Origin of the sequence: Kitasatospora sp. NPDC052896, assembly GCF_044547075.1 — a bacterium.
In the GTDB taxonomy this organism is placed as follows: Bacteria; Actinomycetota; Actinomycetes; order Streptomycetales; family Streptomycetaceae; genus Kitasatospora.
Genome location: NZ_JBITZU010000001.1, coordinates 34,318 through 53,104 on the forward strand (window position 1 = coordinate 34,318; position 18,787 = coordinate 53,104).

The window sequence follows — 18,787 nt, forward strand, 5'->3', positions numbered from 1 at the left end:
TACCATCGGTGGCTGCGAGCTCGACCCGCCGCCAACCGCAAAGCCAACCCGCAAAGGGGAGACCCGTGGCCCTCCGCATCTCGGTGATCGGTACCGGCTACCTCGGTGCCACGCACGCCGCCTGCCTGGCGGAGCTGGGCTTCGAGGTGCTGGGCCTGGACATCGACCGCGAGAAGCTGGCCGCGCTGGCCGCCGGCCGGGTTCCGATGTACGAGCCCGGCCTGTCCGAGCTGCTGCTCAAGCACGTCGCGGGGCACCCCGGCTCGACCGGCCGGCTGCGCTTCACGGACTCCCCGCGGGAGGTCGCGGACTTCGCCGACGTCCACTTCGTCTGCACCAACACGCCGCAGAAGAAGGGCGAGTTCGCCGCCGACATGTCCTATGTCGAGGCGGCCATGGACGCGCTGGCACCACACCTGACCCGTCCGGTCCTGGTGGTCGGCAAGTCCACCGTCCCGGTCGGCAGCGCGGGCCGGCTGGCCGAGCGGCTGACCGCGCTGGCCCCGGCCGGTGAGGGCGTCGAGCTGGCCTGGAACCCGGAGTTCCTGCGCGAGGGCTTCGCGGTCGGCGACACCCTGCACCCCGACCGGATCGTGGTCGGCGTGCGCGAGGGCGGCCGGGCCGAGGAACTGCTGCGCGAGGTCTACGCCACGCCGATCGCCGAGGGCGTGCCGTTCGTGGTCACCGACTACCCGACCGCCGAGCTGGTGAAGGCCGCCGCCAACTCCTTCCTGGCCACCAAGATCTCCTTCATCAACGCGATGGCCGAGGTCTGCGAGAGCGCCGGCGCGGACGTCGTGCAGCTCAGCAAGGCGCTCTCGTACGACGACCGGATCGGCGGCCGGTTCCTCAACGCCGGGCTCGGCTTCGGCGGCGGCTGCCTGCCCAAGGACATCCGGGCGTTCATGGCCCGGGCCGGCGAGCTGGGCGCCGACCAGGCGCTGACCTTCCTGCGCGAGGTGGACTCGATCAACATGCGGCGCCGCTCCCGGATGGTCGAGCTGGCCCGTGAGCAGTGCGGCGGCGGCTTCCTCGGCCGCCAGGTCGCGGTGCTCGGCGCCGCCTTCAAGCCGGACTCGGACGACATCCGGGACTCGCCCGCGCTCAACGTGGCCGCGCAGATCCAGCTGCAGGGCGCCCAGGTCACCGTCTACGACCCCAAGGCCATGGACAACGCCCGGAAGATGTTCCCGAGCCTCTCCTACGCGGACTCCGCCGCCGAGGCCGCCCGGGGCGCGCACGTGGTGCTGCACCTGACCGAGTGGCAGGAGTTCCGCGAGCTGGACCCGGCGGCGCTGGGCTCGGTGGTGGCCGAGCGCCGGCTGCTGGACGGGCGCAACGTGCTGGACGGCGCCCGCTGGCGGGCGGCCGGCTGGACCTACCGGGCGATGGGTCGACCCAGCTGAGCCGTCCGGAATGGGCGCCCGGCCGCGACCGTTGCACCAGCCATGACGACGCCTGAGGAGAACGGCCACCGGGACCGCGCCACCGCCCGGGAGATCCTGACCGCGACCGGCGACACCTGGGCCGTGGTGGGCCTGTCCGGCAACACCCACCGGGCCGCCTACGGGGTGGCCGAGGTGCTGCAGCGCTTCGGCAAGCGGATCGTGCCGGTGCACCCGAAGGCGGAGACCGTGCTCGGCGAGCCGGGGTACGCCACCCTGGCCGACATCCCGTTCGAAGTGGACGTGGTCGACGTCTTCGTCAACAGCACGCTGGCCGGGGCGGTGGCCGACCAGGCGGTGGCGGTGGGCGCCAAGGCGGTCTGGTTCCAGCTCGGCGTGCTCGACGAGGCGGCCTACCGGCGGACCACGGCCGCCGGGCTGCGGATGGTGATGGACCGCTGCCCGGCGATCGAGATCCCGCTGCTCTGAACGTCAGCCGTCCAGCTGCTCCAGGGTGGCGATGGACGGCCGGCGGGTCCGCCGCAGCCGCGCCGCGACCTGCTCGGCGTCGTGCAGCACCCGGACGGCGTTGCCCCAGGTCAGCTTGGACAGGTCGGCCTCCGACCAGCCACGGCGCAGCAGCTCGGCGATCAGGTTGGGGTAGCCGGAGACGTCGGCCAGGTCCGCCGGGACGAACGCGGTGCCGTCGTAGTCCCCGCCGATGCCCAGGTGGTCGATGCCGGCCACCTCGCGCATGTGGTCCAGGTGGTCGGCGACGGTGGCCGCGGTGGCGATCGGCCGCGGGTGCTGCTCCTCGAAGGCGCGGTGCACCTTCATCGCCTCGGGCGTGTGCTCCAGCTCGTGCATCCCGTGCGCCCGCATGTTGGCGTCGGCCAGCGCCGTCCACTCCACCGCCGCGGGCAGGATGAACTTGGGCACGAAGGTGGCCATCGCGATCCCGCCGTTGGCCGGCAGCTGGGCCAGCACGTCGTCCGGGATGTTGCGCGGGTGGTCGCAGACGGCGCGGGCGGAGGAGTGCGAGAAGATCACCGGCGCCTCGCTCACCCGCAGCGCGTCCCGCATCGTGCTGGCGGCGACGTGCGAGAGGTCGACCAGCATGCCGAGCCGGTTCATCTCCCGGACGACCTCCTCGCCGAACCGGGTCAGCCCGCCGGCGGCCGGCTGGTCGGTGGCGGAGTCGGCCCAGGGCACGTTGTCGTTGTGGGTGAGCGTCATGTACCGCACGCCCAGCTGGTGGAGGGCGCGCAGGGTGGCCAGCGAGCAGTCGATGCTGTGCCCGCCCTCGGCACCCATCAGTGAGGCGATCCGGCCGGCTGCCCGGGCCCCGGCCATGTCCTCGGCGGTGAAGGCGAGTTGGAGCCGGTCGGGGAAGCGGTCGACCAACGCCCGGACGAAGTCGATCTGTTCGAGCGTGGCACTGACCGCGTGGTCGCCGGCCAGGCTGGAGCGGACGTAGACGGACCAGAACTGCGCACCGACCCCGCCGGCGGTCAGCCGGTCGAGGTCGGTGTGCAGCCGCTCGCGCTGGTCGGTGGCCAGGTCGACGGCGTCCAGGTCGTAGCCGACCTGCGAACGCATCGCCCAGGGCAGGTCGTTGTGGCCGTCCACGACGGGAGCGTCGGCGAGCACGGCACGGGCGCGGGAGAGCAGATCCTCGGTCATGCCCCCATCCTGCGCCACGACCTACTGGTTGAAGCCGAACGCCGCCGAACCGGCCACCTTCGCCCGCAGCTTGCGGCCCTTCTCGGTGGCCTGGGTGTTCAGCTCGGCCTGGAACTCGGTCATCCGCTCGGTGAGCTCGGGGTCGAAGGCGGCCAGCATCCGGACCGCCAGCAGGCCCGCGTTGCGCGCGCCGGCCACCGAGACGGTGGCCACCGGCACCCCGGCCGGCATCTGCACGATCGACAGCAGGCTGTCCATGCCGTCCAGGTAGCGCAGCGGCACCGGGACGCCGATCACCGGCAGCGGCGTCACCGAGGCCAGCATGCCGGGCAGGTGGGCCGCACCGCCCGCGCCCGCGATGATCGCCCTGAGCCCGCGCCGGTGCGCGTTCTCGCCGTACGCGACCATCTCGCGCGGCATCCGGTGCGCGGAGACCACGTCGACCTCGTACGGCACCTCGAACTCGTCCAGAGCCTGGGCGGCGGCCTCCATCACCGGCCAGTCGGAGTCCGAGCCCATGACGATGCCGACGACGGGGGACGTCCCCAGGGTGCTGGTCATTCGGTGATGGTTCCTCTCAGGTAGGCCGCCGCGTGACGGGCCCGCTCGCGCACGTCGTCGAGGTCGTCCCCGAAGACGGTGACGTGGCCGACCTTGCGGCCGGGCTTCACGTCCTTGCCGTACATGTGGATCCGCAGGCCCGGGTCGCGGGCCATGCAGTGCAGGAAGGCGTGGTACATGTCCGGGTACTCGCCGCCGAGCACGTTGACCATCACGGTCCACGGCGCGCGCGGGCGCGGGTCGCCCAACGGCAGGTCGAGGACCGCCCGCAGGTGGTTCTCGAACTGCGAGGTGACCGCACCGTCGATCGACCAGTGGCCGGAGTTGTGCGGGCGCATGGCCAGCTCGTTGACCAGGATCCGGCCGTCCCGGGTCTGGAACAGCTCGACCGCCAGGTGGCCGGTGATGTCCAGCTCGCCGGCGATCCGCAGCGCGAGCGCCTGGGCCTCGCCGGCCAGCGCCGGGTCGAGGTCGGGGGCCGGGGCGATCACCTCGGCGCAGACGCCGTCCTCCTGGACGCTCTCCACTACCGGGTAGGCGACCGCCTGGCCGCTGGGCGAGCGCACCACGTTCGCGGCCAGCTCGCGGACGAAGTCGACCTTCTCCTCGGCCAGCACGGGGACGCCCGCCAGGAACGGCGCGGCGGCCTCCTGCTCGTCGCGGACCACCCAGACGCCCTTGCCGTCGTAGCCGCCGCGGACGGTCTTCAGGACGACCGGGTATCCGGTGCCCTCCTCGGCGAAGGCGGTGACGTCGGCCGGGTCGGCGACGATCCGGTGCCGTGGCAGGGGCGCCCCGATGCTGTCCAGCCTGGCCCGCATCACGCCCTTGTCCTGCGCGTTGACCAGCGCCTCCGGGTTGGGCCGGACGGCGACGCCGTCGGCCTGCAACGCGTGCAGGTGCTCGGTGGGGACGTGCTCGTGGTCGAAGGTGACCACGTCACACCCGGTCGCGAAGCGGCGCAGGGTGTCCAGGTCGCGGTAGTCGCCGAGCACGGTGTCGGCCACCACCTGCGCGGCGGAGTCCTGCGGGGTGTCCGCCAGGAGTCGGAACCGCACCCCGAGCGGGATGCCCGCCTGGTGCGTCATGCGGGCCAGCTGCCCGCCGCCGATCATGCCCAGCACTGGAAATTTTGCGCTGCCCGGGAGAGTCACGCTGCCAGGATATCCGGGCCGGTCGGGGCGGGTGCACGGGCCGTCGCGCGCGGTCCGCGAGCGGCCGCGGAAGCCCGTGACCGCCGGAAGCGGTTTCCGGAGCCGGTAGCCTGGTTCGCCGGACCTGCTACTGCGCCATTCGGACCAACGGCGGGGACGAGGGGGTGACGCGGGATTTCGGCCGCGTCCGAACAGCCACGTCCTCGGTGACCACAGGAGACCTCCGCCCATGTCGACGTCCAACACGCACCGTCGCCCTTCCCTGCTCCAGCGGCTGCGCGGCGTCTCCGGCGAGGTCGCCAAGTTCGGGATAGTCGGCCTGCTCGGCATCGTGGTGAACTTCGGCGTCTCCAACGTGGTGCTGCACCTCACCCACTGGGCGCCGGTGCGCTGCTCGGTGATCGGCACCGTGGTCGCCATCGCGGTCAACTACCTGGGCTACCGCTACTGGGTCTACCGGGACAGCGACGCGGCCTCGCGCCGCCGCGAGATCACCCTGTTCCTGATCTTCAGCGGCATCGGCATGCTGATCGAGAACGGCACGGTCTGGTTCACCACCTACCCGCTGCACCTGACCGGCGGGCTGGCCTACAACGTCTCCAAGGCCGTCGGCACCGGCCTGGGCACGATCTTCCGGTTCTTCTCGTACCGCACCTGGGTGTTCAAGGCGCTGCCCGAGCTGACCGAAGAGCAGCCGGCCGACGCGGTGGTCGCGCAGGCCGAGCGGATCCTGGCCGACGAGCGGCAGCCCCGCAGCTACGCCAAGTAGCCACCTGGGGCCGGTCCGGCGGATCTTGCCGGACAGGCCCTAGCGGGGGGTCTGCTCCGACTCCGGCTCGGCCTCGGCCCGGGCCAGGAAGAGCGCGAAGACCGGCGGACGCAGCGAGAGCAGCTCCAGCCGCCCGCCGTCCGCCTCGGCCAGGTCACGGGCCACCGCGAGCCCGATGCCGGTGGAGTTGCGGCCGCTGACCGTCCGCTCGAAGACCCGGTTGCCCAGTTCGGGCGGCACCCCCGCGCCCTCGTCCTGCACCTCGGTCACCACCGAGCTGCCGGACGGGCGCACCCGGATGGTCACCGTGCCCGCGCCGTGCATCAGCGAGTTCTCGATCAGGGTGGCCAGCACCTGGGAGACCGTGCCCGGGGTGCCCATCGCGATGACCCCGGTCAGCCCCTCGATCACCAGCCGGCGCCCGGCCCCGCGCAGCGGCGCGCTCCACTCCTCGCGCTGCTGCCGGAGCACCTCGTCCAGCGCGAAACCGGCCGCGGTCGGCCCGTGCGCGTCGCGCTGGTTGGTGAGCAGCCGCTGCACCACGTCGGTGAGCCGCTCGACCTGCTGGAGCGCGATGGTGGCCTCCTCGCGCACGGTGTCCGGCTGGTGCGCCAGCGCGGTGATCTCCTCCAGCCGCATGGAGAGCGCGGTGAGCGGGGTGCGCAACTGGTGCGAGGCGTCGGCGGCGAGCCGGCGCTCGGCGGTGAGCATCCGGGCGATCCGCTCGGCGCTGGCGTCCAGCACCTCGGCCACCCGGTCCAGCTCGATCACCCCGTAGCGGCGGTCGCGCGGGCGCGGGTCCCCGGAGCCGAGCCGCTCGGCGGTCTCGGCCAGGTCGGTGAGCGGGCGGACCAGCCGGCGGGCCTGCCAGACCGCCAGCGCCACCGCCGCCTGCACCGCGAGCAGCGCCACCAGTCCGAGCACCAGCAGCATCCGGCCGATCTCGCGGTCCACGTCCGCGCGGGACTGCTCGACCGTCACCGTCTCACCGCTGGCGCCGGTCTCACTGGCGGTCAGCGGCGAGCTGCCGGTCGGACGGTCACCAACCGTGATCAGCGGCTGGCCGGGGATCCGGATCACGGCGAAGGAGCCGTCGGTGACCTGGCTGCTCATCCGGTCGCCGGTGACCGGCTCGCCCGCCGCCAGCCGGTTCTCCACCAGCCCGAGGATCCGCACCGCCGAGGCGTCCACCCGGTCCTGCGCGGAGTCGACGATGGTCTGCTTCTCGACCAGTGCCAACGGCACGCAGAACACCGCCACGACCACCAGGACCACGCCGAGCAGCGAGTTGATCATCCGGCGCTTCACGGAACGTGCTCCAACGGGTCGGATCTTCGAGAGCGGTGCTCGGGACTCAGTTCTTCTCGAACCGGAATCCGACACCGCGGACGGTGGCGATGTAGCGCGGGTTGGTCGCGTCGTCGCCGAGCTTCTTGCGCAGCCAGGAGATGTGCATGTCGAGGGTCTTGGTCGAGGTCCACCAGGTGGTGTCCCAGACCTGGCGCATGATGTCCTCCCGGGTGACCACCCGGCCGGCGTCCCGCACCAGCACCCGCAGCAGCTCGAACTCCTTGGCGGAGAGGGTGAGCTCCTCCTCGCCGACCCAGGCGCGGTGGGACTCGATGTCGATCCGCACGCCGTGCGCCCCGGTGGAGAGCGAGTCCACGTTGCCGCGCCGCAGCAGGGCCCGGACCCGGGCCAGCAGCTCGGCCAGCCGGAACGGCTTGGTCACGTAGTCGTCGGCGCCGGCGTCCAGGCCGACCACGGTGTCCACCTCGTCCGCCCGGGCGGTGAGCACCAGCACCGGGCAGCTCTTGCCGTCGGCGCGCAGCCGGCGGCACACCTCCAGGCCGTCCATCTGCGGCAGGCCGAGGTCGAGGACGACCAGGTCGACCTCCTCCTCCAGCCCGGCCTCCAGGGCGGACGGGCCGTCCTCGCGGACGAGCACCTCGTAGCCCTCGCGTCGCAGGGCGCGGGCCAGCGGTTCCGAGATTGCCGGGTCGTCCTCGGCGAGCAGCACACAGGTCATAGGGGCGATGGTAGTCGGCCCGGGGCCTGTCGATCAGTCCTCCACCATCCGACGGCGGCGGTCCGGGAGCGGCCGCGCTGCATCGGACGGCCCAATCGGACGGTCGGTCGGCTCTGTGAGGTAGTTCACAACGAGTAATCGTCGGTGAAGATCAGGTAACTCCCGATCATCCGGTCGGCTCCCCCACCGCGGCGAAGATTCTTCAGTTGGACCTTGACTTCGAAGGAGTTAACGCTGACTTACCATGGATTTACCATCGTTAGCCAGCCTACCTTTACGGTTCTGTTACTACTTTGGCGTTCTTTGTCCTCCGATGTCCCGGAAAACCCGGACGTACAGTAGTCACGTCCCCATGTCATGTACCTCGGGTCGTCCCTGCCCGAGCAGCGTGCAGGGCCAACCTCGGTTGTCCGGGCACCGTCGTCCCCCACCTCGTTGGCGGCGGTGTCCTGGCGCATTCAGGCAAGGAACCACTACAGATGGCGTCAACCACCACCCTGGATTCCGGCGTGCAGCCGGCTCCGCCTGGCGGCAAGACCTTCTTCGGGCACCCCCGAGGACTCGCCACACTCTTCATGACCGAGACGTGGGAGCGCTTCAGCTTCTACGGCATGCGGGCCCTGCTGGTGCTCTACTTGGTCGCCCCCGCGGCCAAGGGCGGACTGGCCTTCAACACGGCCACCGGTCTGGCCATCTACAGCGTGTACAACGCCATGGTCTACCTGCTGGCACTGCCCGGCGGCTGGATCAGCGACCGCCTCTGGGGCGCTCGCAAGACCGTCGGCGTCGGCGGCGGCATCATCATGGTCGGCCACTTCCTGCTGGCGGTGCCGAACAAGGGCGCCTTCTTCGCCGGCCTCGGCTGCATCGCCATCGGTTCCGGCCTGCTGAAGGCCAACATCTCGACGATGGTCGGCCACCTCTACCCGGACCGGAACGACCCGCGTCGCGACGGTGGCTTCACCATCTTCTACATGGGGATCAACCTGGGCGCCTTCCTCGCGCCGCTGGTGATCGGCACCGTCGGCCAGAAGGTCAACTGGCACCTGGGCTTCGCGCTGGCCGGCATCGGCATGGCGATCGGCCTGACCCAGTACCTGCTCGGCTCGCGCCACCTCAGCAAGGAGAGCGACATCGTCCGCGCTCCGCTGAGCAGCGAGGACCGCACCTCGCTGCTGCGCAAGGTCGCGCTCTGGCTGGGCATCGCCGCGGTCTGCTACGGCGGCGTCGGCCTGGCCGGCGTCTTCACCATCAACTGGGTGCTGACCCCGCTGTCGCTGGCCGGCATCGCGCTGCCGATCCTGGTCTTCGCCCGGATCAAGCGCGACCCCGAGCTGACCAAGGACGAGAGCAACAAGGTCTCCGGCTACGTCTGGTTCTTCGTCGCGGCCGCCGCGTTCTGGATGATCTACGACCAGTCCGGCTCCACGCTGACCGTCTTCGCCAGCAACAACACCGCGGGCAAGCTCTTCGGCATCGGGTTCCCGTCCAGCTGGTTCCAGTCGCTGAACCCGCTGTTCATCATGGCGCTGGCCCCGGTCGTGGCCTGGCTCTGGGTCCGGCTGGCCAACATCGGCAAGAACCCGACCACCACCAGCAAGTTCGTCTACGGCCTGTACGGCATCGGCCTCTCCTTCGCCGTGATGATGCTGGCGATGCTGGCCGCCTCCGGTGGCGTCAAGGTCTCCCCGCTCTGGCTGACCATGGTCTACCTGGTGCAGACCATCGCCGAGCTGAGCCTGTCGCCGGTCGGCCTGTCCGTCACCACCAAGCTGGCGCCGAAGAAGTACGCCAGCCAGATGATGGGCATCTGGTTCCTCGCCGTCACCGCCGGTGACTGCGTGGCGAGCCTGCTCCAGCAGTTCCTGGGCAACGCGTTCCTCAGCACCCCGTCCTTCGCCATCCAGGGCGTCGCCGTCGCACTGGCCGGCTTCGCGATCTGGATGGGCCGCAAGCGGATCGGTGAGCTGCTGGGCGACGTGCACTGACGCTCGTCCGGCAGACAACGGCGAAGGGCCGGTACCCCCGCGGGGGTACCGGCCCTTCGCCGTGCGCCTCACACCTCGCGGACGCCGGCCCGCCAGACGGCGGCGGTCAGCGGGACGCCCGGACGGTAGGCCAGGTGGACCGGGGAGGGAGCGTCGAGGAGGAGCAGGTCGGCGCGGGCGCCGGGGGCGATGTGGCCGACGTCGGTGCGGCGCAGTGCCCGGGCGCCGCCGGCGGTGGCGGCGTGCACGGCCTCGTCCGGGGTCATCCCCATCTCGCGGACCGCCACCGCGATGCAGAAGGCCATCGAGCTGGTGAAGCTGGAGCCCGGGTTGCAGTCGGTGGAGAGCGCGACGGTGGCGCCCGCGGCGAGCAGCCGGCGCGCGTCCGGGTAGGGGGCGCGGGTGGAGAACTCCGCGCCGGGCAGCAGGGTGGCGACCGTCTCGCCCTCCGCCAGCGCCGAGACGTCCGCGTCGGTCAGGTGGGTGCAGTGGTCGGCCGAGGCGGCGCCCAGCTCGACCGCGAGCTGCACGCCCGGGCCGTACGAGAGCTGGTTGGCGTGCACCCGGGGGATCAGGCCGCGCTTGATGCCCGCGGTGAGCACGGCCCGCGCCTGGTCGCCGTCGAAGGCGCCGGTCTCGCAGAAGACGTCGACCCAGCGGGCGTGCGGGGCGCAGGCGTCCAGCATCTCGCCGGTCACCAGGTCGACGTAGCCGGCCGGGTCGTCGGCGTACTCGGGGGCCACCACGTGGGCGCCCAGGTAGGTGGTCTCCGCGGTGTGCGCGGCGGCGATCCGCAGCGCCCGGGCCTCGTCGGCGACGGTCAGGCCGTAGCCGGACTTGCACTCGATGGTGGTGGTGCCCTGGCGCAGCGCCTCGGCGACGAACCGGGCCAGATTGGCGTCCAGCTCGGCGTCGCCGGCGGCCCGGGTCGCGGCGACCGTGGTGCGGATCCCGCCCGCGGTGTAGGCCTGGCCGGACATCCGGGCGTTGAACTCGGCGGTGCGGTCGCCGGCGAAGACCAGGTGGGCGTGCGAGTCGACGAAGCCCGGGAGCAGCGCCCGGCCCTCGGCGTCGATCCGCTGGTCGGCGGCCGGCGCGTCGGCCGCGGCACCGGTCCAGGTCACCACCGAGCCGTCGATCACGACGGCGGCCCGCTCGACCGTCCCGAGCAGGCCGGGGCGGGACGGGTCGTTGGTGACCAGGCTGCCGATGTTGGTGATCAGGGTGCTGCTCATGGGGCCCTCTCGGCGGGGTGGCGGTCAGGGGAACGGCGGTCGGCGAAGGGCGTCAGCGGAGCAGCGCGCCGATCGAGTCGCGCAGCGCGGCCGGGACGTCGGCGACCAGCTGGTGCCGCCCGTCCAGCACGATCGGCCGGCCGCCGACCACCACGTGCCGCACGTCGGCCGCGCTCGCCGCGAAGACCGCGGTCTCCGCGCCCAGTCGCGGGGCCGGCCCGGCGGTGCGCACCGAGTCCAGCGCGATCACCGTGAAGTCGGCCAGCGCGCCGGCCTCGATCCGGCCGGCCTCCGGCCAGCCCAGTGAGGCGTGGCCGTCCTCGGTGCCGGCCCGCAGCAACGCGTTGGCCGTCCAGTGGCCGCGGGTGCGGGTGCGCAGCCGCTCGTCCAGCTCCAGCGCGCGGGCCTCCTCGAACGGGTCGATCACCGCGTGGCTGTCGCTGCCCAGGGTGATCGGGCAGCCGGCGCTGGCCAACCGGCGGGCCGGGCCGATGCCGTCGGCCAGGTCGCGCTCGGTGGTCGGGCACATGCAGATGACCGTCGAGGAGTCGGTGAGGAGCTTGACGTCCTCGTCGCTCAGGTGGGTGGCGTGCACCGCGGAGGTGCGCGGTCCGAGCACGCCGTGGTCGGCGAGCAGCCGGGTCGGGGTGACCCCGTGCGCGGTCAGGCAGGCGTCGTTCTCCGCGGTCTGCTCGGAGAGGTGGACGTGCAGCGGGGCCTGCCGCATCGCCGCCCAGTGCGCGACGGTGGAGAGCTGCTCGGCCGGGACGGCGCGCACCGAGTGGATCGCCGCGCCGATCCGGGCGTGCGGGCGCGGGCGCAGCGCGCTCGCCCGTTCGGCCCAGGCGTGCGCGTCGCCGTCGCCGAACCGGAGCTGGGGCTTGGTCAGCTCGGCGCCGAAGCCGGACGAGAGGTAGCAGGTGTCCAGCAGGGTGATCCGGATCCCGGCCCGGGCGGCGGCCTCGATCAGCACCTCGCCCATCGCGTTGGGATCGTCGTACCGGCCGCCGCCGGGGGCGTGGTGCAGGTAGTGGAACTCCCCCACCGCGGTGATCCCGGCCAGCGCCATCTCGGCGTAGACCGCGGTGGCCAGCGCCAGGTAGCTGTCCGGGTCCAGCGCGCCGGCGAACCGGTACATGGTGTCCCGCCAGGTCCAGAAGGTGCCCGAGCCGACCTGGACGGTGCCGCGCAGCGCCCGGTGGAAGGCGTGCGAGTGCGCGTTCGCCTGGCCGGGGACGAGCAGGCCGTCCAGCCGGACGGCCCGCGGCGGGCAGGGGCCGCTGTCCGGGGTGACCTTGGCGATCGTCCCGTCCGCGGCCACCTCGACCAGCACCTCGGCCTCCACCACCGGGCCGTTGACGTGCGGCAGCCAGGCGAGTTCCGCCCAGTACACCGGGGTCACTGACATGCCAGGTCCTCCAGGACGTCCGCGAGTGCCGCCACTCCCGCGAGGCAGTCGGCCTCCTCGGCGTGTTCGGCCGGGGAGTGCGAGACGCCGCTCGGGTTTCGTACGAACAGCATGGCGGTCGGGACCGCCGATGCCAGGATCCCGGCGTCGTGTCCGGCTCCGGTCGGCAGCACCGGGACGCCGCCCAGGGTGCGGGCCAGCCGGTCCCGCAGCGGCCCGTCGAAGTCCACCACCGGGGTGTAGGACTCGCGGGTCAGCTCGACCTTGACGCCGTCGCGCTCGCCGCGCTCGTCGGCCGCCTGTCGGATCTGCTCGACCACCGCGTCCAGGGTGGCCTCGTCGGCCGCCCGGGAGTCCAACCAGCCGCGCACCAGCGAGGCGATCGCGTTGGTGCCGTTGGGCTCGACGGCGACCCTGCCGAAGGTGGCCAGCGCGCCGGCCAGCCGGGCCTTCTTGCGGGCCGCCAGCACGGTGGTGGCGAAGGTGAGCATCGGGTCGCGGCGGTCGTCGATCCGGGTGGTGCCCGCGTGGTTGGCCTCGCCGTGGAAGTCGAAGCGCCAGCGGCCGTGCGGCCAGATGGCGCTGGCCACGCCGACCGGCTGGTCCTCGGTCAGCCAGCGGCCCTGCTCGACGTGCAGCTCCACGAAGGCGCCGATCCGGGCCAGCCGCTCGGGGTCGGCGCCGATCGCCGCCGGGTCGTGGCCGGCCCGTTCCATGGCGTCCGGCAGCCGGACGCCGTCGGCGTCGCGCAGCTCGTGGGCCTGGTCCGGGGTCAGCAGGCCGGTGGCGAGCCGGGATCCGACGCAGGCGACGCCGAACCGGGCGCCCTCCTCGTCGCCGAAGTTGACCACGGCGAGCGGCCGGTCGAGCCGCGCGCCCCTGCGACGCAGCTCGTCCACCGCCGCGAGGGAGGAGACCACGCCGAGCGGGCCGTCGTACGCGCCGCCGTCCGGCACCGAGTCCAGGTGCGAGCCGGTGACGATCGCGCCGTCGCCGGCGGGATCACCGAGCCAGGCCCACTGGTTGCCGTTGCGGTCCAGCTCGTAGGCCAGGCCGCGGGCCCGGGCCTGCTCCTCGAACCAGGCCCGGCACTCGGCGTCGGCGGCGTTCCAGGCGTGCCGGCGGTAGCCGCCGGACGCGGCGGAGCGGCCCACCGGGAGCAGCTCCGCCCACATCCGGCGGTACGAGGTGGGGTCCAGGGTCACAGCTCACCCATCGGGACGCGAACCCCGCGCTCGTCCGCGACCTCGACCGCGCGGTCGTAGCCGGCGTCCACGTGCCGGATCACGCCCATGCCCGGGTCGTTGGTGAGCACCCGGCGGATCTTCTCGCCGGCCAGCGGGGTGCCGTCGGCCACCGTGACCTGGCCGGCGTGGATCGAGCGGCCGATGCCGACGCCGCCGCCGTGGTGGATGGAGACCCAGGAGGCGCCGGAGGCGACGTTGACCATGGCGTTGAGCAGCGGCCAGTCGGCGATCGCGTCCGAGCCGTCCAGCATCGCCTCGGTCTCCCGGTAGGGCGAGGCGACCGATCCGCAGTCCAGGTGGTCGCGGCCGATCACGATCGGCGCGGAGAGCTCGCCGCTGGCGACCATGTCGTTGAAGCGCTCGCCGGCCTTGTCGCGCTCGCCGTAGCCGAGCCAGCAGATCCGCGCCGGCAGGCCCTGGAAGTGCACCTTCTCCTGGGCCATCCTGATCCAGCGGTGCAGCGACTCGTTCTCCGGGAAGAGGTCGAGCACGGCCTGGTCGGTCTTCTGGATGTCCCGGGCGTCGCCGGAGAGCGCGGCCCAGCGGAACGGGCCCTTGCCCTCGCAGAACAGCGGGCGGATGTACGCCGGGACGAATCCGGGGAAATCGAACGCCCGGTTGTAGCCGGCGAGTTGGGCCTCGCCGCGGATCGAGTTGCCGTAGTCGAAGACCTCGGCGCCCTTGTCCTGGAAGCCGACCATGGCCTCCACGTGCTTGGCCATCGACTCGCGCGAGCGCTGGGTGAACTCGGCCGGCTTGCTCGCCGCGTAGTCCGCCATGTCGTCGAAGTCGACGCCGATCGGCAGGTAGCTCAGCGGGTCGTGGGCGCTGGTCTGGTCGGTGACGATGTCGATCGGCGCGTCCATCGCGAGCAGCTGCGGGAACAGCTCCGCGGCGTTGCCGAGCAGGCCGATGGAGAGCGGCTGCCTGCGGTCGCGGGCGCTGGTGGCCAGGTCGAGCGCGTGGGCCAGGTCGTTGGCCTCGACGTCCAGGTAGCGGTGTTCGATCCGGCGGGAGATCCGGGACGGGTCGCAGTCGATGCAGATCGCCACGCCGCCGTTCATGGTGACGGCCAGCGGCTGGGCACCGCCCATCCCGCCGAGGCCGGCGGTGAGGGTGATGGTGCCGGCCAGGCTGTCGCCGAACTTCTTGGCGGCGACGGCGGCGAAGGTCTCGTAGGTGCCCTGGAGGATGCCCTGGGTGCCGATGTAGATCCACGAACCTGCGGTCATCTGGCCGTACATGGTGAGGCCGAGGCTCTCCAGCCGGCGGAACTCCTCCCAGTTGGCCCAGTCACCGACCAGGTTGGAGTTGGCGATCAGCACCCGCGGCGCCCACTCGTGGGTCTGCATCACGCCGACCGGGCGGCCGGACTGGACCAGCATGGTCTCGTCCTGCTTCAGGGTCCGCAGGGTGCGCACCATGGCGTCGTACGAGCGCCAGTCACGGGCGGCCTTGCCGGTGCCGCCGTAGACGACCAGCTTGGACGGGTGCTCGGCGACCTCGGGGTCGAGGTTGTTCATGAGCATCCGCAGGGCGGCCTCCTGCTGCCAGCCCTGGGCGCTGAGGTTGGTCCCACGGGCCGCGCGCACCTCGCGCGGGCCGCTCGTCTGCTGCACCATGCTTCCGGCCTCCTTGCGGATAGATTCATTCACGATCGGTCGGCCTGAATATATCCAAACAAACGGCCGCCGACCAGACCCCACCTCCCACCATCTGATCAGTCCGGGCACCGACCCGCCAGGGCGCGCGGGCACGCCTCAGGCCGCGCTGTCGCCGTCCCAGTCGATGCCGATCTCGGCCAGCCACGCGCGGTCCCGCTCGGCCGTCTCGGCCGGATCCGCCGGGGTCATCGGCAGCGACGTCGGGCGCGGGATCTCCTGCACCGGGCCCAACCCGTAGCGCTCGGCCGGCCCCGCGGCCGGCCGGGGATCCACGATGCCGATGTGCACCGCGCTCTCGTCGCCCGGGTCCAGCACGGTGAGCCCGGGTTGCCCACCGCCCAGCGCGACCCGCCGGCCGCAGCTGGGACAGGCCCACTCCTCGGCCCCGGAGGAGAGTCTGCCGACCGGTCTCATTTCGTGGATCACGCGCATCGCGGACACCCCCGTTCACCTCTCCGAAGGATGCCCGCCACCGCGGGTCCGTACCCCTACTCCAGGAACAGTCCGCGGGCCGCGGCGGACTGCTCGATGGCCTCCAACCTGGCCTCCGCGTCCGGGAGTTCGTCACACATGCTCTGCAGCAGCACCCGGCCCAGCACCATCGGCGCGCAGGCCGTGTCGAAGACCAGGCCGGTGCCCACCTCGGCCGGCAGCATCAGGTCGGAGAGCTTGGCGACCGGCGCGAAGGCGCTGTCGGCGACGGTGACCACGGTCAGCCCGCAGTCCCGGGCCACCGTCAGGGCGTCCATCAGCTCGCGCGGGTAGCGCGGCAGCGCGAAGCAGAGCAGCGCGCTCGCGCCGGCCGCCGCGGCCTGCTCGATCAGGTCGGCGAGCAGGCTGCCGCCCTCGTTCAGCAGCCGGATGTCCGGGTGCACCTTCGCGGCGAAGTAGGCGAAGCCGCCGGCCTGCGCCGAGGCGGCCCGCAGGCCGAGCACCGGCAGTGGTCGGGAGGCGGCCAGCAGTCGGGCCGCCCGGACGATCGGCTCGGGGTCGGCCAGCAGCTCGGCCAGCCGCCGCAGGTGGGCGATCTCGGCCAGCACCGCCTGCTGGTGCTCGTTGCGCACCGCCTCGTCGGCGCTCTCCGGCGCGGCCGGCTCGCCACCGCCCAGCTCGCGCAGCCGCCTGCGCAGCGCCGGGTAGCCGTCGTAGCCGAGCGCCACCGCGAACCGGGTCACGGACGGCTGGCTGACCCCGGCCAGCTCGGCCACCTCGACGCTGGACAGGAAGGGCGCCTCGGCGGCGTGCCGGACCAGTGCGTGGGCGATCCGACGCTGGGTCGGGGTCAGCCGCTGCTTGTCGAACAGGTCGAGCAGACGGGCGGACGGGCCCAGGGACGGCTCGGCGGTCTCGGACATCGGCGGTCCCTTCGAGGAGGTGCGGACCATGCTGGTCGGCTCGACTGTGCAGCAGCGGCCCCGGGCAGGCAATAACGTCTCGCCCGCCGGGACGCCGGAGCCCGTCCGGGGGCTCTCTCCGGGTCCCTCCGGGGAGACCCTGATTTCCCCCTGAGAGGGCCGCCTCCGGCTGGACCGCGGGGCCCGCCGGGGCTCAGGCTGTCCACCATGGAAACCCGTTCCGGTGACAGCCCGTCAGAACTGAAGCGCGATCTCGAGGCCGCCCTGCACACCCGCAAGGAGCTCGGCGCCGAGTACGAGTCGGAGCTGGTCGACTCCTTCCTCGCCCGGATCGACGCCCGGCTGGACGCCCGGGTGGAGCAGCGGGTCGGCGAGCGGCTGGCCTCGTACGGTCCCGCGCCGTACGAGACCGACCGGCCCCGCCGCGAGCGCCGCCGCTGGGGCGGCAACACGATGGTGCCGATCTCGCTGGTGATGGCGGTCCCGCTGACCGGCATCGCCACCACCAGCGGTCTGGCCGGGACGCTGCTGTGCTGGGCGGGGATCGTCGGGGTCAACTTCGCCGCCGCGCTCGGCCAGCGCCGCGACCGCCAGGAGGAGGAGCGGCGCTCGCGGATCGGGCGGAGCGAGTGGGCCTGAGGCCCGCTCACCCGCGCCCGAACGACGACTAGGCCAGCGGCCCGGTGACCGCCTCGACGGCGCGCACCAGCGCGCCCGAGGCGACCAGCTCCTCGGCCGCCGCCAGGTCCGGGGCGAGGAACCGGTCCCGGCCGGCACCGCCGACCCCGGCCTCCCGGGCCACCGCGACCGCGGCGGCGGTGGCCGGCGCCAGCGGGCTGCCCTCGCCGCCGGCGTGCGCCTGCTCGCGGATCTCCAGCGCGCGGGCCGCGGCGGTCAACTCGACGGCCAGGATCCGGCCCAGGTTGTCGATCGCCTGACGCAGCTTGCGGGCGGCCGACCAGCCCATCGAGACGTGGTCCTCCTGCATCGCCGAGGACGGGATCGAGTCCACCGAGGCCGGCACGGCGAGCCGCTTGTTCTCGCTGACCAGGGCCGCCTGGGTGTACTGGGCGATCATCAGACCGGAGTCCACGCCCGGGTCGTCGGCCAGGAAGGCCGGCAGGCCGTGCGAGCGGGCCTTGTCGAGCAGCCGGTCGGTGCGGCGCTCGGCGATCGAGCCGAGGTCGGCCGTGGCGACGGCGAGGAAGTCCAGCACGTAGGCGACCGGCGCGCCGTGGAAGTTGCCGTTGGACTCCACCCGGCCGTCCGGCAGCACCACCGGGTTGTCGACCGAGGCGGCCAGCTCGCGGTCGGCCACCAGCCGGGCGTGCGCCAGGGTGTCCCGGCCCGCACCGGCCACCTGGGGGGCGCAGCGGATCGAGTAGGCGTCCTGGACCCGCGGGGCGTCGTCCTGGTGGTGCCCGGTCAGGCCGGAGCCGCTCAGCACGGCCAGCATGTTGGCGGCGCTCAGCGCCTGGCCCGGGTGCGGACGGATCGGGCCGTGCAGCTCGGGGGCGAGCACCTTGTCGGTGCCGAGCAGCGCCTCCAGCGACATCGCGGCGGTGATGTCGGCGGTGGTGAACAGCCGGGCCAGGTCGGCGCAGGCCATCACCAGCATGCCGAGCATGCCGTCGGTGCCGTTGATCAGGGCCAGCCCCTCCTTCTCCAGCAGCTCGACCGGGGTGATGCCGGCCTCGGCGAGCAGCTCGCCGGCCGGGCGCTCGACGCCGTCCGGGCCGTACGCGACACCCTCGCCCATCAGCACCAGCGCGCAGTGCGAGAGCGGCGCGAGGTCGCCGGAGCAGCCGAGCGAGCCGTACTCGCGGACCACCGGGGTGATGCCGGCGTTGAGCAGCGCCGCCATGGTCTCGGCGACCAGCGGGCGGACCCCGGTGCGGCCGGAGGCCAGGGTCTTCATGCGCAGGAACATCAGCGCGCGGGTGACCTCGCGCTCGACGGCCGGGCCCATGCCGGCCGCGTGCGAGCGGACCAGCGAGCGCTGCAGCTGGGCGCGCAGCTCGGGGCTGATGTGCCGGACGGCGAGCGCGCCGAACCCGGTGGAGACGCCGTAGACCGGCCGCGGCTCGGCGGCCAGGGCGTCGATCCGGGCGCGGGAGGCGGCCATTTCGGCCAGCGAGTCGGGGCCGATCTCGACCCGGGCGTTGCCCCGCGCGACGGCGAGCACGTCCTCGGCACTGACGTCGGCCTTGCCGACCTGGACGAGGGGCGCGTCGGGGGCCACAGCACTGTGCATATCCATATGCACTATCAGATCAGCTGAATGGAGATATGACAACCAGAGGATCGCA

At 72.8% G+C, this 18,787-nt stretch carries 17 protein-coding genes; 5 read left to right on the top strand and 12 right to left on the bottom strand.

The features are described from left to right. Positions 1-65: 65 nt before the first annotated feature. Complete coding sequence (locus tag ACIGXM_RS00140) at positions 66-1,406, top strand: UDP-glucose dehydrogenase family protein (RefSeq protein ID WP_396555192.1); 1,341 nt, start codon at positions 66-68, stop codon at positions 1,404-1,406. A gap of 42 nt (positions 1,407-1,448) precedes the next feature. Further along, positions 1,449-1,874: a CoA-binding protein gene (locus ACIGXM_RS00145; protein ID WP_396555194.1), complete on the top strand. Its 426-nt coding sequence runs from the start codon at positions 1,449-1,451 to the stop codon at positions 1,872-1,874. 3 nt (positions 1,875-1,877) lie between these two features. On the opposite strand, the gene ACIGXM_RS00150 is transcribed toward ACIGXM_RS00145, so the two are convergent. From ACIGXM_RS00150 to ACIGXM_RS00160, 3 genes are read right to left on the bottom strand one after another with little or no spacing between them, the layout of a single operon-like run. Next, complete coding sequence (locus ACIGXM_RS00150) at positions 1,878-3,068, bottom strand: dipeptidase (protein ID WP_396555195.1); 1,191 nt, start codon at positions 3,066-3,068, stop codon at positions 1,878-1,880. 21 nt (positions 3,069-3,089) lie between these two features. Beyond that, on the bottom strand, positions 3,090-3,629 hold the full coding sequence (purE, locus tag ACIGXM_RS00155) for a 5-(carboxyamino)imidazole ribonucleotide mutase (RefSeq protein WP_396555197.1): 540 nt from the start codon (positions 3,627-3,629) through the stop codon (positions 3,090-3,092). Further along, positions 3,626-4,783 (bottom strand): 5-(carboxyamino)imidazole ribonucleotide synthase, encoded by a 1,158-nt coding sequence (locus ACIGXM_RS00160; protein ID WP_396555199.1) that lies wholly within the window; start codon positions 4,781-4,783, stop codon positions 3,626-3,628. The genes purE and ACIGXM_RS00160 overlap by 4 nt, the downstream gene beginning before the upstream one ends. 229 nt (positions 4,784-5,012) lie before the next feature. Between ACIGXM_RS00160 and ACIGXM_RS00165 the strand changes: the two genes are divergently transcribed. After that, positions 5,013-5,552 (top strand): GtrA family protein, encoded by a 540-nt coding sequence (locus ACIGXM_RS00165; RefSeq protein ID WP_396555201.1) that lies wholly within the window; start codon positions 5,013-5,015, stop codon positions 5,550-5,552. Positions 5,553-5,591: 39 nt separating this feature from the next. Here ACIGXM_RS00165 and ACIGXM_RS00170 read toward each other — a convergent pair whose 3' ends face one another. Next, positions 5,592-6,860: an ATP-binding protein gene (locus tag ACIGXM_RS00170; protein ID WP_396555203.1), complete on the bottom strand. Its 1,269-nt coding sequence runs from the start codon at positions 6,858-6,860 to the stop codon at positions 5,592-5,594. Positions 6,861-6,906: 46 nt separating this feature from the next. Then, positions 6,907-7,581: a response regulator transcription factor gene (locus ACIGXM_RS00175; RefSeq protein WP_035848478.1), complete on the bottom strand. Its 675-nt coding sequence runs from the start codon at positions 7,579-7,581 to the stop codon at positions 6,907-6,909. Positions 7,582-8,060: 479 nt separating this feature from the next. On the opposite strand from ACIGXM_RS00175, the gene ACIGXM_RS00180 reads away from it, so the two are divergent. After that, complete coding sequence (locus tag ACIGXM_RS00180; RefSeq protein ID WP_396555205.1) at positions 8,061-9,569, top strand: peptide MFS transporter; 1,509 nt, start codon at positions 8,061-8,063, stop codon at positions 9,567-9,569. Between the two features lie 68 nt (positions 9,570-9,637). Here ACIGXM_RS00180 and hutI read toward each other — a convergent pair whose 3' ends face one another. The 6 genes from hutI to ACIGXM_RS00210 form a co-directional block, all read right to left on the bottom strand. After that, the gene (gene hutI, locus ACIGXM_RS00185; RefSeq protein ID WP_396555207.1) at positions 9,638-10,804 is read right to left on the bottom strand and encodes an imidazolonepropionase; all 1,167 of its coding nucleotides are present in this window, start codon (positions 10,802-10,804) and stop codon (positions 9,638-9,640) included. A gap of 52 nt (positions 10,805-10,856) precedes the next feature. Continuing rightward, positions 10,857-12,212 (bottom strand): formimidoylglutamate deiminase, encoded by a 1,356-nt coding sequence (locus ACIGXM_RS00190; protein WP_396555209.1) that lies wholly within the window; start codon positions 12,210-12,212, stop codon positions 10,857-10,859. Further along, positions 12,203-13,387 carry an allantoate amidohydrolase gene (locus ACIGXM_RS00195; RefSeq protein WP_396557286.1) on the bottom strand — a complete coding sequence of 395 codons (1,185 nt, stop codon included), beginning with the start codon at positions 13,385-13,387 and terminating at the stop codon, positions 12,203-12,205. The genes ACIGXM_RS00190 and ACIGXM_RS00195 overlap by 10 nt, the downstream gene beginning before the upstream one ends. 26 nt (positions 13,388-13,413) lie before the next feature. Next, positions 13,414-15,081 carry a urocanate hydratase gene (gene hutU / locus ACIGXM_RS00200; protein ID WP_396555211.1) on the bottom strand — a complete coding sequence of 556 codons (1,668 nt, stop codon included), beginning with the start codon at positions 15,079-15,081 and terminating at the stop codon, positions 13,414-13,416. Positions 15,082-15,219: 138 nt separating this feature from the next. After that, positions 15,220-15,564, bottom strand: coding sequence for a hypothetical protein (locus ACIGXM_RS00205; RefSeq protein WP_396555213.1), 345 nt, complete (start codon positions 15,562-15,564; stop codon positions 15,220-15,222). 47 nt (positions 15,565-15,611) lie between these two features. Next, positions 15,612-16,478 (bottom strand): MurR/RpiR family transcriptional regulator, encoded by an 867-nt coding sequence (locus ACIGXM_RS00210; RefSeq protein ID WP_396555215.1) that lies wholly within the window; start codon positions 16,476-16,478, stop codon positions 15,612-15,614. Positions 16,479-16,685: 207 nt separating this feature from the next. Between ACIGXM_RS00210 and ACIGXM_RS00215 the strand changes: the two genes are divergently transcribed. Beyond that, complete coding sequence (locus ACIGXM_RS00215; protein ID WP_396555217.1) at positions 16,686-17,117, top strand: hypothetical protein; 432 nt, start codon at positions 16,686-16,688, stop codon at positions 17,115-17,117. A gap of 28 nt (positions 17,118-17,145) precedes the next feature. On the opposite strand, the gene hutH is transcribed toward ACIGXM_RS00215, so the two are convergent. Then, positions 17,146-18,732: a histidine ammonia-lyase gene (hutH, locus tag ACIGXM_RS00220; protein WP_396555219.1), complete on the bottom strand. Its 1,587-nt coding sequence runs from the start codon at positions 18,730-18,732 to the stop codon at positions 17,146-17,148. Positions 18,733-18,787 lie beyond the last annotated feature (55 nt).